Below are 14,165 nucleotides of genomic sequence, written 5' to 3' on the forward strand. Positions count from 1 at the left end.
GCACCACCCCGGGACAGTGCGGGCTGGAGGATCAACCAAGAGCTGTTTTCTGCCTGTGCCCGTGCATCTACGATGTCTCGACTCGCATTCGCCTCGTGAATGTGGGAAGCGGGCTCGCCCCGTGTTCGCGCAAGGAGCCCCGTATGCACGTCGATCACCTCCTCCGTCTCGACCGTCTCGACCTCTCGCTCGTGTGGGGCGACGAGGCGTTGCTCGGCCAGGAGATCCGCGGTGTGACGGCGACCGACCTGGAGGCTCCGGCGCGGTTTCTCCAGCCGGGGGAGGTCGTGCTCAGCGGACTCGTGTGGTGGAGCCGGGACGGCGGCTCGGACAAGGCCGACCGCTTCGTCTCCGCGTTGCGCGGCGCCGGAGCGGTGGCGCTCCTCGCCGGTGAGGAAACGCACGGCGCGGTGCCCGTGGAGCTGGCCGATGCCTGCCGGAGGCACCGGATCGCGCTGATCGCCGTACCGGCGCACACGAGCTTCCGGGCGATCACCGAAGCCGTCTACCTCCGCCAGTGGGGCGAGCTCAGCCGCCGGCCCGCCGACCACTTCGCACTGCCGGAGAACGTCCGCCTGGACCTCGACCGCGCGCTGGAAGCCGACGCGACGGCAGGCGAGTTGCTCGACCGGGCCTTCGGCCACCTCGGCACGCCGGCCTGTCACCTGCTGACCGGCAGCGGACGGACCGTCGCGCGGACGACCGGTTCGGCCGAACTGCCCGCCCACCGGGCTGCCGAACTCCTGCGCGGTGCGCACGGCACGACGGTGCGGGTCGAGGCGGACGACACGGTCTTCGACGCCTGGCACCTCTACCTGCCCGAGCCGGGGAAGGTCCCTCCGCGGGTCCTTCAGGAGATAGCCGAGCTCCTCGGCCGCCACCGGCGCCGCCAGGACCGCCACCGGGCGGCGCGCCTCGCGGCCTGCGCGGAGCTCATGGACGCCGCGGGTGCCCCGCGCCCCGATGCCCACCGGTTGCACGGCGCACTGGCGTCCTGCGGTCTGGGCGACCGGGCGGCGTACACCGTGGTCGTCGCGGTCCTCGGGCCGCACGGGGGAGGCGGTGCGGATGCCGTCGCCGCGCTCACCGAGGCGCTGCGACACCTGCCGTCCGTCTCCTTCGCGGTCGCCGAGGGCCTCGGCGGCGAGGCGATGGCGGTCGTCGCGACGCACGAGGGCGCCGGGGGCGAGCTGAGGGAAAGGCTCGGTGAGGCATGGCCGTTGGTCCACGCCTGCCGCCCGGTCGCCGCTCCGCGCGCCGGTGTGAGCGAGCCCGTCGCCGCCGAGAGGGGGTTGAACAGCGCACTGGTCCAGGCGCGTTACGCGCTGTCGGCGGCCCGCGCCGCGGCGACGTCGGAGGCCCGTGTCGCCGGCCTCGGCGACCTCGACGGGCTTGAGATGCTGATGGCCGGCATCCCCGTCGACGTACGGAACGCCTACCGCGAGACGGTCCTTGGCCCGCTGCTGGGCTCCGGGCGTGGTTCCCACGCGATGCTCCTGGAGACCCTGGAGACCTTCCTGGCGCACGACTGCTCATGGGCGAGGACCGCGGAGGCCCTGCACGTCCATGTGAACACGGTCCACTACCGCGTCGCCCGCATCGAGGCCCTCACCGGCCGTGACCTGTCCCGTATCGACCACAAGACGGATCTGCGCGCCGCGCTGCTCTGCCGCTGACGCTCCCTCCCGGAGTGGTCAGGGCACGTCGATGTGCACGCTCGTCGACTTCACCCGGGCGGTCACCGTGACGCCGACGTCGAGCCCCAGTTCCTCGACGGCCTCGCGCGTCACGAGCGACACCAGCCGGTGCGGACCGGACTGGACCTCCACCTGTGCGGCCACGTCGTCGACCCGTACGGCCGTCACGATCCCCACGAACGAGTTCCGGACGGAGGTCGGCACGTCGTCCTCCGGAACGGCGTGCAGTCCCGCACCCCGCTCCTTCGCGAAGCGGGCCAGGTCCGCACCCTCGATGATCCGTTTGCCGGCTCCGTCGCGCTCCATGCCCAGCCTGCCGCCGTCCGCCCACCGGCGAACGGTCTCCGAGCTCACTCCGAGCAGCTGCGCGGCCTGCCCAATGCTGTACGACGACACACCTGCACTCTAGGTCACGCGGGTGGTGGCGCTCGCGGTTCGTCGACATCGTCTCCGGCGGGGCTCACTCCGTTTCGGCCGGGGCGGGCATGGCGAGCTCGGAGTCCGCGGTAGGCGCCACCCCGGTGTGGCTGCTGCCGGCGGCGGGTGCGGTGAGCACGGCGGTCATCGGCGGTGCGTGCTGGATGTCGGGGCACGTCCACGCGGACGCCACCCTGCAGACCGGGGCCCGCTTCCTGCATGTGGCCTCGTGTTCGCCGTCACGGTCAACGGCCTGTACGCCCACTGGCTCGGCCGGCGCCTGGAGCGGTACCGCGGCCTGCCGGTTCCGCGCCACCTCCTGGTCCGGTCCGGAGCGGCCGCGACGGTCAGCCAGGCCGGCTGGTGGGGGGCCTCGCTGATCGGCTTCCTCAACAGCCGGACCTGAGGCGCCGGCCGCCGTCGCGGACGCATCGCCCGCATCGCACTGGACGCGGCGTCAGGTCAGCTGCTTGAGGACCTCGGCCGCGAGCGGGGTGGAGGAGGACGGGTTCTGGCCGGTGACGAGGTTGCGGTCGACGACGATGTTCGGGACCCACGGCTCGCCGACCTGTACGTCCACGCCTGCTTCGACGAGGCGGGTCTCCAGGAGCCATTTCGCCTTGTCGGCCAGGCCGGCCTGGGTCTCCTCCGCGTTGGTGAAGGCGGCGACCTGGTAGCCGGCGAAGGCGTTGGTGCCGTCGGCCTTCGTGGCGGCGAGCAGCGCGGCGGGGCCGTGGCAGACGACGGCGAGGGGCTTGCCCGAGGCGAGGGCGTCGACCAGGATCCGGCCCGAGACCGGGTCGACGGCGAGGTCCTCCATGGGGCCGTGGCCGCCGGGGTAGAAGACGGCCGCGTAGTCGTCGAGGCGCACGTCCTCCAGCGAGATCGGGTGCTGGAGCTCGGTGAGCGAGGCGAGGGCGACGGCGACCCTGGCGGCGCCTTCCTGGCCGCCGTTGAACTCGGGGGCGAGGCTGCCCCGGTCGACGGTGGGGACGACACCGCCGGGGGTGGCCACCACGATCTCGTGGCCGGCGGCCGTGAACGCCTCGTACGGCGCCACGGCCTCCTCGGCCCAGAAACCGGTGGGGTGCTCGGTGCCGTCGGCGAGCGTCCAGTGGTCGGCGCCCGTCATCACGAAGAGGATCTTGGACATGGTCGGGAGACTCCGAGGGGGCGGGGGCTGACGCTCCGGGTCCGGGGCGTCAGTGCGGTCATGCCCTCGACGCTACGCCCGCCTCAGGCTGCCGGAGCGGTGAGGCCCGCGAGGGCGAGGGCCCTGGCGACGGCCGGGAGGTCCAGCGGTTCGTGATCCGGGTTGGTGGGGCGCAGTCGTCCCAGCAGCAGGTCCGGATCCAGCCGGTGTGCCTCGGCTTCGGCCAGAAGAGTGTCCGCGCTCGGCCCGGCGGTGGTGCCGTCGAGGTACTCCGACAGGCCGCGCAATGCCTGGTCCCGGCCGACGAGCTCGCTCAAGCCGCAGTCCAGGCCGTCGTCGCCGAGGTCGTCGGGGTACGGGGCACGGGCCCAGGTCCCGTTCTCGTACCAGTAGACGCAGCCCAGCTCGTAGCCCTTGAGCCGGTCGTGCAGCTCGTCGTACGGGAGCCAGTCCGGGCCGCCCGCCAGCATGTCGATCGGCGGCTCGTGCCACTTGACCTCGCTCGCCTCGTCCTCGCCGTAGAGCACGAACCGGCCCTCGCCCATCCGCGACATGGTCCACCAGGTGCAGCCGGAGTCGTCGTGGTGGAGGCCTTCGTCGTCGATCCAGAGGCCGGTGCGGTAGCCGCTCGGGCGCTGCTCGTCGGCGGTGGTCGCGCTCATCGCGGCGAGCAGGGCCCACCGGGCCCACAGCGCCTCGCCGGCCGGAAGGTCCTCCGGCAGTCCCGGACGGTGAATGGTCATCCTTGCCCCCGTGCGTCGTCGTCCCGATGGTGATCGCGACAACCGTACGGCCGGCACCGGCGCCGGGTCCGGGCCGGGGCCGGCCGTACGAGGCCCGCGCCGTCAGTCCGTCGTCGCCGGGGCCGTACGGGCGAAGTGGCGGGCGGTGGGGACCAGCGCCGCCGCGGCCGGTACGAGGAAGCAGGCGGCGGCGCAGGCGCCGAGTACCGGCGTGACCCCGAAGGCGTCGATGGCCGGGGCCATCAGGGCCAGGCCGACGGGCGCGAGGCCGTAGGACACGAGGAAGTCCAGCGAGGAGACGCGGGCCAGCTTGTCCGGCGCGACCTCGCGCTGAGTCGCGGTGAACCAGGGCACGTTGAACAGCTCGATCCCGATCCCGGCGACGGCGTACGCGGCGACGACCACGAGCGGGTGCACGGGCAGCACCAGGCTCAGCGGTGCGACGCCGTACGCGGCGAGACCGGCGAAGGCGGCCCAGCCCTGGGAGCGAGGCCGCAGTCGGGCGATGACCAGCGCTCCGGCGAGCGCGCCCACGGTGTACGCGGTCATGGCCGCGGCCAGCACCCACTGGGTGTCGTACCGGTCCCTGCTGATCAGGGGCAGCGCGACGCTGGTGGCGGAGTAGCCGAGGGCGATGACCGCGACCAGGGCGGCGAGACCGGCGAGGAACCACGGGTGGCGCCGCGCCTCGCGTATGCCCTCCAGGAACTCGGCGCGGAAGCCTGCTCGCGGCGCGGGTGCGGCGGCGGGGTCCGTGGTGGCGGGGTCCGTGGAGGCGGCGGGGTCCGTCGCGGTGGCCGGGTCCGCCTTGGAGGCCCGGGCCTTGCCGGCCGCGCCCTTGCCCGGGACGAGTGCGGCGACCAGCCAGAGCAGGCCGATGCCGAGCAGCAGCGTCCCGATGTCGAGGAAGGCGGCGAGCAGCGCGGTCAGGGCGGGGCCGGCGAGCGTGGAACCGCGTACGGCCATGGTCATGGCGGCGTTGGCCTGTTGGCGGCGGTCGGGGTCGACGGTCTCGGCGGTGAGCGCCTGGAACGCCGGGCGGCAGGCGCCCTGTCCGGCGCCCGCGAGGGCGGCGGCGGCCGTCATCAGGACGAGCGAGCGGCCGAGCCCGGCGGCGAGGAGCGGTGCGGCCGTCGCCGCCGCGAGGCCCGACCAGAGGACGACCGCGCGGCGGGAGTGCCGGTCGGCCAGCACGCCGCCGACGGTGACGGCGGCGAGGAAGCCGACGGTGCGCGCGGCGAGGACCAGGCCGAGTCCGGCGGCGCCGAGGTCGCGGTGCAGGACGGCGAGTCCGAGGACGAACGGCAGGGCCCAGGTCGCGAGCCCGGAGGCGGTGGTGCCCGCCCACAGGCGCAGGAACGCGGTGTCGCGGAGGATCGAACGGGCGGGCGGTGTCGCGGACTTGGTCGTCGTGGGTGGGGGCGTGGTCGCCACGGTGTGGGTGCTCCTTGGGGCTGGGAGGGGGCTGGGAGGGGGGTTGTGAGAGCGCTGGGAGAGGGGGGTGGGTCGGTCGGTGGACCGGGCCCCCGGTGTGGTTAATGAAAATGAATACCATTACAGTACCCTTCGAACGCGGCACTCCTGCCGGGTGCACGACAACACCCACGCCCGTACCCCGCCCTCCCTTCGCAGACCGGAGACCCCATGCGCCACCCCGCCCGCCTCGGCATCGCCCTCACCGTCCTCCTCGCCACCGCGGGCTGCTCATCGGCGAGCGGCGACGGCCCCGCGCCGGACGCCAAGCCCGCCAACAGGTCCTCCGGCGCCGTGAATTCCGTCAGCAGCTGCGGTCGCCAGGTCTCCTTCGCCGAGCCCCCGAAGCGGGCCGTCGCCCTGGACCAGACCTCGACCGAGACCCTGCTCGAACTCGGCCTCCAGGACCGCATGGCGGGAACGGCCAACCTCAAGACGAAGATCCCGGCCCCGTACGCCGCCGCCTACGCCAAGGTCCCGGTGATCGCCCCGAAGATCGCCACCGGCGAGCAACTGCGCGCCGCCACACCCGACTTCGTCGTCGCCGGCTCCACGGACCTGTTCACCAAGGACCGGGTCGGCACCCGGGAGGAGCTGGGCACCCTCAAGGTCCCCACCTTCGTCAGCGCCGTGGACTGCCCGGAGCGGAATCCGGCCGGCACGACCCCCTTCGAGCTGCTCTTCGCCGACTACGAGAACCTCGGCAAGGTCTTCGGGGCCGAGGACCGGGCCGGCAAGCTCGCCGCCCGCCAGCGCGCCGCCGTCGCCAAGGCCGGGGCGAACGCCTCCAAGGTTCCCCAAGGCGCGGACCGGCCGACCGTCGTGTACCTCTACTCGGTCTTCAACGGCATGCCGTACGTGGCGGGCAAGACCGGCCTGCCCAGCGAGATGAGCCGGATCGTCGGCGCGAAGAACGCCTTCGACGACGTCGACGAGGACTGGCCGGAGGTCTCCTGGGAGGAAGTCGCCCGGCGCGACCCGGACTTCATCGTGATCGGCGACCTGTCCGAGCGCGGCCGGCCGGGCGACAGCGCCGCCGAGAAGCGCGCCTCGATGACCGCGCACCCCGTGATCTCCCGGCTGGCCGCGGTCCGCGACGACAGGATCCTCGAAGTGCCGGGCATCGAGCTGGATCCGTCGGTGCGCTCGGTGCACGCCCTGGGGCTGCTGGCGGACGGGATGAAGGAGCTCGGGTATGTCCGCTGACCCGGTCGCCCGGCCGGGGCCGGTGGATCTCCTGCTGCCCGCGGCCCGGGGATCCGCCGCGGGGGTCGCGGGTGCCGTGGGGGTCGCAGGTGCTGTGGGCGCCGCCGGAGCCTCCGGTCCCGCAGGCTCTTCCGGTTCCGCCGGTTCCGCCGGTTCCGCCGGTTCCGTTGAGACGTCCGACCCGTCCGATACGTCCGACCCGTCCGGCCCGCCCGTGGCGGTTCGGTCGGCGGCGGGCCGGGCGGTCCTCTTCCTCCTCGCCGTGGGCGTCCTGGCGGGCTCGGTGGCGGCGGCCGTCCGCCTCGGTACCGCCGACGTGGGCTGGACCGGCCTAGCCCGCGTCCTCGGCGCCCATCTCGGCCTGGACGTCGCTCCGTTGCCCCCGTTGGTGGACTCCCTCGTCTGGGACCTGCGCCTCCCGCGCGTGCTGATGGCCGCCCTCGTCGGCGCCTCGCTCGCCGTGTGCGGCGCGGTGCTCCAGGCGGTCACCCGCAACGCCCTCGCCGACCCCTACCTGCTCGGGGTCTCCTCGGGCGCCTCGACGGGAGCCGTCGCCGTCGTCGTGCTCGGGGTGGGCGCGAGCACGCTCGGGGTCACCGGCGGCGCGCTCGTCGGCGCCCTGGCGTCCTTCGCCCTGCTCCTCCTGCTCCTGCGGCGCAGCGGTCTCGACTCGGTCCGGATCGTCCTCACCGGTGTGGTCGTCGGCCAGCTGTTCACCGCCCTGACCTCGCTCGTCCTGATGGCCTCCGCGGACGCCGACACCACGCGGGCCGTCACCCACTGGCTCCTGGGCTCGATGGCGCCGGCCCGGTGGGACACCGTCGTCGTCTGCGCGATCGTCACCCCGCTGGGGCTCGCGGTGGCGTGGCTCTGCTCCACCGCCCTCGACGGGCTCTCCTTCGGCACCGACACCGCGGCCTCCCTGGGGATCGGCGTACGGCACACCCGGATGCTGCTCCTCGTGGTCACGGCCGTGCTGACGGCGGTGGCGGTGGCCACGGTCGGAGCCATCGGCTTCGTCGGGCTGATCGTCCCGCACGGGGTGCGGTTCCTCGTCGGGCCGCTGCACCGGGTGCTGCTGCCCTACGCGGCGCTCGCCGGAGCGGTGTTCCTGGTCTGGACGGACGCGCTGGCGCGGATCGCCTTCGCGCCCCGCGAGGTTCCCGTGGGTGTCATCACGGCCCTCCTCGGCGTACCGCTCTTCCTCCTCGTCCTGCGCAGGAGGGGGGAACTGTGAGGATCACCGCCGAAGCGCTCAGCTGGTCGGTGGCCGGCACGACGGTCGTCCGCGAGGTCAGCGCCGACATCGCCCCCGGCGAGACCGTGGGCCTCCTTGGCCCCAACGGCTCCGGCAAGTCGTCGCTGCTGCGCTGCCTGGCCGGGCTGCGCGCTCCCGGCGCGGGCGCGGTCCGGTACGACGGGGAGTCCGTACGCGACTGGAACGCGCGCCGGATCGCCCGTCACGTCGCCTTCGTCGAGCAGGACTCGGGAGCCGACAGCGACCTTCGGGTCCGCGACGTCGTGGGCCTGGGGCGGACACCGTTCCGGGACCGCTGGCGCGGACCGGACGCCACCGACCGGGCCGTGGTCGCCGCCGCCCTCGAACGCCTCGGACTCACCGCGCTCGCCGACCGCTCCTGGAAGGCCCTGTCGGGCGGCGAGCGGCAGCGCGCCCACATCGCCCGCGCGCTCGCCCAGCAGCCGTACGCCCTCCTGCTCGACGAGCCCACCAACCACCTCGACGTCAAACACCGGTTGGAGCTGATGGAGCTGCTGTCCGGCACCGGACAGACGGTCCTGGTCGCGCTCCACGACCTGTCGCTCGCCGCCCGGTACTGCGACCGGCTGCTCCTCCTCCACCACGGCCGGCTGATCGCCGCCGGCCCGCCCGCCGCCGTGCTGACCGCCGAACGGCTCGCCGACGTCTTCGAGGTCGACGCCGAACTCACCGCCGACGCCCTGGGGCACCCCCAGGTGACGTACCGAGGACCGCTCCGCGCGGCGGCACCGCGCCCCCCGGCGGCCCCCGCACCCCCACCCGCTCTGTGAAGAGGAAAACCATGACCCACACGATCCCCACCCCTCCCTCCATCCCCACCCCCACCTCCGGTGCCCGGGTCGGCGCGACGTCCGTCGACGGCCTCGTCGAAGCCGTCCTGGCCGGGGAACACGGACCCCTTCCCGCCGAGCTCGTCGCGACCAGCGTGTTCTGGATCCACCACGGCACCCGCCTGGCCGGCGGCGACACCACCTACCTCAACCAGTACGTCCTCGTCCGCCTCGGCGGCTCGTTCGGCGGCTGTGCCTTCGAGGCCGGCGAGATCGACCCGTCGATCTGCCGCGACTCCTCCGGCACCCCGCTCGACGTGCTCCTGCGAGAGGCCCCGCGACCGCTGCGGATCGCCGCCCTCGACGCCTACCTCTCCGAGGTCCGCCCGCACCGGACGGCCGGCGAGGCGGGCGACGCCGAACCGGTCACCCTCCCCGCCGGAACCCCGGAGGTCCGCGCCCGGGCCCGCGACGCGGCCATCGCCGGCCTGCTGGACATCGAGGAGGGCGCCGAGGTCGGCCTCATCGGCGTCGTCAACCCGCTCGTCGCCGCCATCCGCGAGCGCGGCGGCCGGCCGCTGCCCTGCGACCTCAACCTCAGGACCACCCAGTGGGGCGACCCCGTCACCGCCGACATGCACGAGGTGCTGGACCGGGCCGAGGCCGTCGTCGCCACCGGAATGACCCTGAGCAACGGCTCGTTCGACACCATCCTCGACCGCTGCCGCTCCCGTGGCATCCCGCTGGTCGTCTACGCGCAGACCGGCAGCGCCGTCGCCCGGGCCTTCCTCGGCTCCGGCATCACCGCACTGTCCGCGGAACCGTTCCCCTTCTCCCAGTTCAGTGCCGAGGAGACGGTCCTGTACCGCTACCGGACGGTGGGCGGCGCGTGATCCCCGCCGGTACCGGGTACGCCCCCTGTCACCACGGCGAGATCCTCCAGGGCGTCTTCCTCGACGACGACGGGCGCCGATGCGCCGGACTGGTCACCCTCCCGATGGCCGGCCCGGGCAGCCGGGCCGAGTTCGTACGCGGCCCCGGCACGCCGCCCGAGGCCCTCACCGTCGTCCCCTCCGGCCGGAGGAAGGCCGCACAGGCCGCGGTCCTCGCCGTGGCCGCATGTGCGGAGAGAACCCATCAGCCGCCCTGCGGAGGGGAGTTGCGCCTCACCGGGGACATCCCGGTGGGGCTGGGCATGGGCAGCTCCACCAGCGACGTCATCGCCACCGTCCGGGCGGTCGCCGACTCGTACGGCCTGCGCCTGACGCCCGGGACGGTCGCCCGGCTGGCGGTCCGCGCCGAGCTGGCCTGCGATCCGCTGATGCTGGACGGCGGCCCCGTGCTCTTCGCCCAGCGGGAGGGCCGGGTCCTGGAAGCCCTCGGCCCCGCCCTGCCGCCGTTGGTCGTGGTGGGCTGCGTGCTCGGCGGCGGAGCGCCCGTCGACACGCTGGCCCTGCCCGCGTACGAGCCCGACGACAGCGACGTACGGGCCTATGAGCGGCTGCGCACGCTGCTGCGCCGGGCCGTGGCCACCGGCGACGTCGCGCTCCTCGGCGAGGTCGCCACCGCCAGCGCGCGGCGCGGCCAACAGGTGCTCGGACACCCGGAGTTCGACGCCCTGACCGGCATCGCCCACCGGGTCGGGGCGGCGGGCGTGCAGATCGCACACAGCGGCGCGGTGGCGGGCGTGCTCTTCGACCCGGCCGCGCCCGGGGTGCGGCACCGAGTCCGGCGCTGCCTGCGCGCCCTGGACGCCCACGGCATCCCCGCCACCCGGACCTTCACGACCGCCACCACCACCAAGGAGACCTGGAATGGACCAGCACATCGCGGAGTCGATCGGCCGGCCGGACCTGATACGTCTCGACGACCGGCTCGTCTGCCTGCGCTTTGAGACGATGAAGGTGGTCTCGGCCCTCGCGGCGGTACGCCACCTCCTGGACACCGGAGTCGTACGGCGCGGGGACACCCTCCTCGACAGCTCCAGCGGCATCTACGCCTACGCCCTCGCCCTGGCCTGCCACCGGTACGGCATGCGCTGTCACATCGTCGGCTCGACCACCGTGGACCACACGCTGCGCACGCAACTCGCCGTACTAGGAGCGACGTTGGAGCAGATGGAACCGTGCAGCGACCTCAAGCTCGACCAGAAGCGGCGCGTCGTGCGGATCCACGAGATCCTCGCCGAGCACCCCGAGTACCACTGGATGCGGCAGTACCACGACGACATCCACTACCTCGGCTACCGCGCGATCGCCGACGGGATCCGGGAGGCGACCGGAGCGGACGGACTCACCGTCGTCGGCGGGGTCGGCTCGGGCGCCTCCACCGGCGCCCTGGCCCGCTACCTCCGCGCGGCGGACGACGGCCCGGACGACGGCTTGGGCGCCGGACCGGACAGCGACGCGGCCGATCGCCCCGGCGGCCGCGCGGCCGACGTCGCACTCGTCGGCGTCCAGCCGTACGGCAGCGTCACCTTCGGCGCCGAACACGTCTCCGATCCCGAGATCATCATCGCCGGGATCGGCAGCTCGATCCCCTTCGGGAACGTCTCCCACGAGCTGTACGACACCCTGCACTGGATCTCCTTCGACGCGGCGCTGGCCGGCAGCGTCGACCTGCTGCGCCGCCACGCGGTCTTCGCGGGACTCTCGACCGGCGCCGGCTACCTCGCCGCCCGCCACGAACACGAACGCAGCCCCGAGCGCACGGTCCTCTTCCTCGCCGCCGACACCGGCCACCGCTACGTCGACACCGTCTACGCACGCCACCGCGAGGCCGTGCCCGTCGAGGGCCTCGCCCCGCGCGACGTTACCGACCGGAGCCAACTGGCCCTGCCGTGGTCCCGGATGCACTGGAACCGCGCCCGTGCGTGAACATTCGTACGTTCCAGCGAGGTGATCACTCGCTCCTCGGCGTCCTGGAGACCATCGAGGACCGCTCGCCGCTCGGTGCCGCCGACGCGGGGCCCACGTGCTCCCGCCGGGCCGGCGGGAGCACGGGGACCCTCCTCGTCGCGGCGCGGTCAGGGGGTGGTGAGCTCGGACCGGACGGTGCGGGCCGCCTCGACCAGGTTCTCCAGTGCGGCCCGGGTCTCGGGCCAGCCGCGGGTCTTCAGGCCGCAGTCGGGATTGACCCACAGCCGCTCGGCGGGGATGGCCCTGAGGCCGGTACGGAGCAGCTCGGCGGCCTCGTGGGCACTCGGGACGCGCGGGGAGTGGATGTCGTAGACACCGGGTCCCGCCTCGCGCGGGTAGCCGTGGGCGGCGAGTTCCCGGGCGACCTGCATGTGCGAGCGGGCGGCCTCCAGGCTGATGACGTCGGCGTCGAGGTCGTCGATGGCCTGGACGACGTCGCCGAACTCGGCGTAGCACATGTGGGTGTGGATCTGGGTCTCCGCGCGCACCCCGGCGGTCGTGAGGCGGAACGCCTCCGTCGCCCAGTCCAGGTAGGCGTCGTGGTCGGCCGCGCGGAGCGGCAGGGTCTCGCGGAGGGCCGGCTCGTCCACCTGGATGACCGAAGTGCCCGCCGCCTCCAGGTCGTTCACCTCGTCCCGCAGGGCGAGAGCGACCTGGCGGGCGGTGTCGGCGAGCGGCTGGTCGTCACGGACGAAGGACCAGGCGAGCATGGTGACGGGTCCGGTGAGCATGCCCTTGACGGGCTTGGCGGTGAGGGACCGGGCGTACGCCGTCCAGCGGACCGTCATCGGCGCCGGCCGGGAGATGTCGCCGGCGAGGACCGGCGGCCGGACGTAGCGGGTGCCGTAGGACTGGACCCAGCCGTGCCGCGTGGCGAGGTAGCCCGTGAGCTGTTCGGCGAAGTACTGGACCATGTCGTTGCGTTCGGGCTCGCCGTGGACCAGGACGTCGAGGCCGGTCTTCTCCTGGAAGGAGATCACTTCCTGGATCTCGGACCTGATGCGCTCCTCGTACCCGGCGGTGTCGATCCGGCCGGCCCGCAGGTCGGCCCGGGCGGTCCGCAGCTCCGCGGTCTGCGGGAACGAGCCGATGGTCGTACTGGGGAGCAACGGAAGCCGGAGGGTGGCGTGTTGGGCGGCGGCCCGTTCGGCGTACGGCTGGGGGCGCCGGGTGTCGGAGGCGGTGACGGCGGCGGCGCGGGAACGGACGGCCGGGTCGCGGGTGATGGGGGAGCCGGCCCGCGAGGCGAGGTCGGCGCGGTTGGCGGCGAGCTCGGCGGTGATGGCCCCGGTGCCCTGTGACAGGCCCTTCGTCAGGGTCACGACCTCGGCGGTCTTCTGGCGGGCGAAGGCGAGCCAGCGCAGGATCTGCGGATCGATCTCGCGTTCGGCCGCCGCGTCGAGCGGGACGTGCAGCAGGGAGCAGGAGCCCGCCACGTCGACGCGGTCGGCGAGGCCGAGGAGGGTGCCGAGGGTGGTGAGCGACGCCGCGAGGTCGTTGACCCAGATGTTGCGGCCGTTGACCACACCGGCGACGAGCCGCTTGCCCGGCAGGCCGCCGGCGGCGGCGAGCGCGTCGAGGTTGGCGGCCGCCCGCTCCGTGAAGTCGAGCGCGAGCCCCTCGACCGGCGCCTTGGCCAACACCGGGAGGGCGTCGCCGAGTCGGTCGAAGTAGGAGGCGACCAGGAGCTTGGGCCGGTCCGTGAGCCCGCCGAGGTCGCGGTAGGCGCGGGTGGCGGCGTTCAGTTCCGCCGGGGTGCGGTCCTGGACGAGCGCGGGCTCGTCGAGCTGGATCCAGTCCGCGCCCGCCGCCCGCAGGTCGGCGAGGACCTCGGCGTACACCGGGAGCAGCCGGTCGAGGAGGGTGAGCGGATCGAAGTCGGCGGCCACGCCGGGCGCCGGCTTGGCGAGCAGCAGGTAGGTGACGGGGCCGATCAGGACGGGCCGGGCGGCGAGGCCCAGGGCGAGGGCCTCGCGGAGCGCGGTGACCTGCTGGGAGGAGTCGGTGGAGAAGACCGTGCCGGGCCCCAACTCCGGGACGAGATAGTGGTAGTTGGTGTCGAACCACTTGGTCATCTCCAGCGGTGCGACGTCCTGGGTGCCGCGCGCCATGGCGAAGTACCCGTCGAGCGGATCCGCGGCGACGGCCGCCCGGTGGCGCTCGGGGATCGCGCCCACCATGACGGTGGTGTCGAGGACGTGGTCGTAGTACGAGAAGTCGCCGGTGGGGACCTCGGTGATGCCGGCGGCGGCCAGCTGCCGCCAGGTGGTGGCGCGCAGGTCGGCGGCGGTGCTCCGGAGGGCGTCGGCGGTGACGCGGCCCTTCCAGTACCCCTCGACGGCCTTCTTCAGTTCCCGGTCGGGCCCTTGGCGGGGGTAGCCGTACAGGGTGGACTGCGCTGCCGCGGCTGCGGACTTGGTGGTCACGGAGATCTCCTTCGCGAGATGAATCCCTGAGATCCCGGAGACGGGACGCGGACGCGAAGGGGTGACGGAACGGACGGCGCGAC

The 14,165-nt window shown here is 73.8% G+C and carries 13 protein-coding genes; 8 read left to right on the forward strand and 5 right to left on the reverse strand.

Going from position 1 to position 14,165, the window contains the following annotated elements; genetic code table 11:
* Positions 1–143: 143 nt before the first annotated feature.
* The gene (locus tag ACFC0G_RS28730; RefSeq protein ID WP_376408339.1) at positions 144–1,676 is read left to right on the forward strand and encodes a PucR family transcriptional regulator; all 1,533 of its coding nucleotides are present in this window, start codon (positions 144–146) and stop codon (positions 1,674–1,676) included.
* 18 nt (positions 1,677–1,694) lie between these two features.
* Here the strand turns inward: ACFC0G_RS28730 and ACFC0G_RS28735 are convergent, their stop codons facing one another.
* Positions 1,695–2,093, reverse strand: a complete 399-nt coding sequence (locus ACFC0G_RS28735) for a molybdopterin-binding protein (protein ID WP_376408342.1) — start codon at positions 2,091–2,093, stop codon at positions 1,695–1,697.
* Between the two features lie 250 nt (positions 2,094–2,343).
* On the opposite strand from ACFC0G_RS28735, the gene ACFC0G_RS28740 reads away from it, so the two are divergent.
* On the forward strand, positions 2,344–2,520 hold the full coding sequence (locus ACFC0G_RS28740) for a hypothetical protein (RefSeq protein ID WP_376408346.1): 177 nt from the start codon (positions 2,344–2,346) through the stop codon (positions 2,518–2,520).
* Between the two features lie 51 nt (positions 2,521–2,571).
* Here ACFC0G_RS28740 and ACFC0G_RS28745 read toward each other — a convergent pair whose 3' ends face one another.
* The 3 genes from ACFC0G_RS28745 to ACFC0G_RS28755 form a co-directional block, all read right to left on the reverse strand.
* Positions 2,572–3,267: a type 1 glutamine amidotransferase domain-containing protein gene (locus ACFC0G_RS28745; RefSeq protein ID WP_376408349.1), complete on the reverse strand. Its 696-nt coding sequence runs from the start codon at positions 3,265–3,267 to the stop codon at positions 2,572–2,574.
* Between the two features lie 83 nt (positions 3,268–3,350).
* Positions 3,351–4,010 carry a hypothetical protein gene (locus tag ACFC0G_RS28750; RefSeq protein ID WP_376408352.1) on the reverse strand — a complete coding sequence of 220 codons (660 nt, stop codon included), beginning with the start codon at positions 4,008–4,010 and terminating at the stop codon, positions 3,351–3,353.
* A gap of 102 nt (positions 4,011–4,112) precedes the next feature.
* Positions 4,113–5,444, reverse strand: coding sequence for an MFS transporter (locus ACFC0G_RS28755; protein WP_376408355.1), 1,332 nt, complete (start codon positions 5,442–5,444; stop codon positions 4,113–4,115).
* 210 nt (positions 5,445–5,654) lie between these two features.
* On the opposite strand from ACFC0G_RS28755, the gene ACFC0G_RS28760 reads away from it, so the two are divergent.
* The 6 genes from ACFC0G_RS28760 to ACFC0G_RS28785 are packed head-to-tail and all read left to right on the forward strand — an operon-like array spanning position 5,655 to position 11,614.
* Positions 5,655–6,689, forward strand: coding sequence for an ABC transporter substrate-binding protein (locus ACFC0G_RS28760; RefSeq protein ID WP_376408358.1), 1,035 nt, complete (start codon positions 5,655–5,657; stop codon positions 6,687–6,689).
* Positions 6,679–7,926 (forward strand): FecCD family ABC transporter permease, encoded by a 1,248-nt coding sequence (locus tag ACFC0G_RS28765; protein WP_376408361.1) that lies wholly within the window; start codon positions 6,679–6,681, stop codon positions 7,924–7,926. The genes ACFC0G_RS28760 and ACFC0G_RS28765 overlap by 11 nt, the downstream gene beginning before the upstream one ends.
* Positions 7,923–8,738, forward strand: a complete 816-nt coding sequence (locus ACFC0G_RS28770) for an ABC transporter ATP-binding protein (RefSeq protein WP_376408364.1) — start codon at positions 7,923–7,925, stop codon at positions 8,736–8,738. The genes ACFC0G_RS28765 and ACFC0G_RS28770 overlap by 4 nt, the downstream gene beginning before the upstream one ends.
* An 11-nt stretch (positions 8,739–8,749) precedes the next feature.
* On the forward strand, positions 8,750–9,631 hold the full coding sequence (locus ACFC0G_RS28775; RefSeq protein ID WP_376408366.1) for a Rossmann-like domain-containing protein: 882 nt from the start codon (positions 8,750–8,752) through the stop codon (positions 9,629–9,631).
* The gene (locus tag ACFC0G_RS28780) at positions 9,628–10,632 is read left to right on the forward strand and encodes a GHMP kinase (protein WP_376408369.1); all 1,005 of its coding nucleotides are present in this window, start codon (positions 9,628–9,630) and stop codon (positions 10,630–10,632) included. The genes ACFC0G_RS28775 and ACFC0G_RS28780 overlap by 4 nt, the downstream gene beginning before the upstream one ends.
* Entirely contained in the window at positions 10,553–11,614 is a 1,062-nt protein-coding gene (locus tag ACFC0G_RS28785; RefSeq protein ID WP_376408372.1) for a pyridoxal-phosphate dependent enzyme, read from the forward strand. The genes ACFC0G_RS28780 and ACFC0G_RS28785 overlap by 80 nt, the downstream gene beginning before the upstream one ends.
* 149 nt (positions 11,615–11,763) lie before the next feature.
* Here the strand turns inward: ACFC0G_RS28785 and metE are convergent, their stop codons facing one another.
* Positions 11,764–14,082: a 5-methyltetrahydropteroyltriglutamate--homocysteine S-methyltransferase gene (metE, locus tag ACFC0G_RS28790; RefSeq protein ID WP_376408375.1), complete on the reverse strand. Its 2,319-nt coding sequence runs from the start codon at positions 14,080–14,082 to the stop codon at positions 11,764–11,766.
* Between the last annotated feature and the right edge of the window lie 83 nt (positions 14,083–14,165).

It is taken from the genome of Streptomyces sp. NPDC056169 (genome assembly GCF_042268445.1).
Classification (GTDB): Bacteria; Actinomycetota; Actinomycetes; order Streptomycetales; family Streptomycetaceae; genus Streptomyces.

Excerpts from the sequence above, each read along its gene's own strand:
- ACFC0G_RS28730 (WP_376408339.1), top strand. The coding sequence starts at position 144 with ATGCACGTCGATCACCTCCTCCGTCTCGACCGTCTCGACCTCTCGCTC.
- ACFC0G_RS28745 (WP_376408349.1), bottom strand. The coding sequence starts at position 3,267 with ATGTCCAAGATCCTCTTCGTGATGACGGGCGCCGACCACTGGACGCTC.
- ACFC0G_RS28750 (WP_376408352.1), bottom strand. The coding sequence starts at position 4,010 with ATGACCATTCACCGTCCGGGACTGCCGGAGGACCTTCCGGCCGGCGAG.
- ACFC0G_RS28760 (WP_376408358.1), top strand. The coding sequence starts at position 5,655 with ATGCGCCACCCCGCCCGCCTCGGCATCGCCCTCACCGTCCTCCTCGCC.
- ACFC0G_RS28765 (WP_376408361.1), top strand. The coding sequence starts at position 6,679 with ATGTCCGCTGACCCGGTCGCCCGGCCGGGGCCGGTGGATCTCCTGCTG.
- ACFC0G_RS28775 (WP_376408366.1), top strand. The coding sequence starts at position 8,750 with ATGACCCACACGATCCCCACCCCTCCCTCCATCCCCACCCCCACCTCC.
- ACFC0G_RS28785 (WP_376408372.1), top strand. The coding sequence starts at position 10,553 with ATGGACCAGCACATCGCGGAGTCGATCGGCCGGCCGGACCTGATACGT.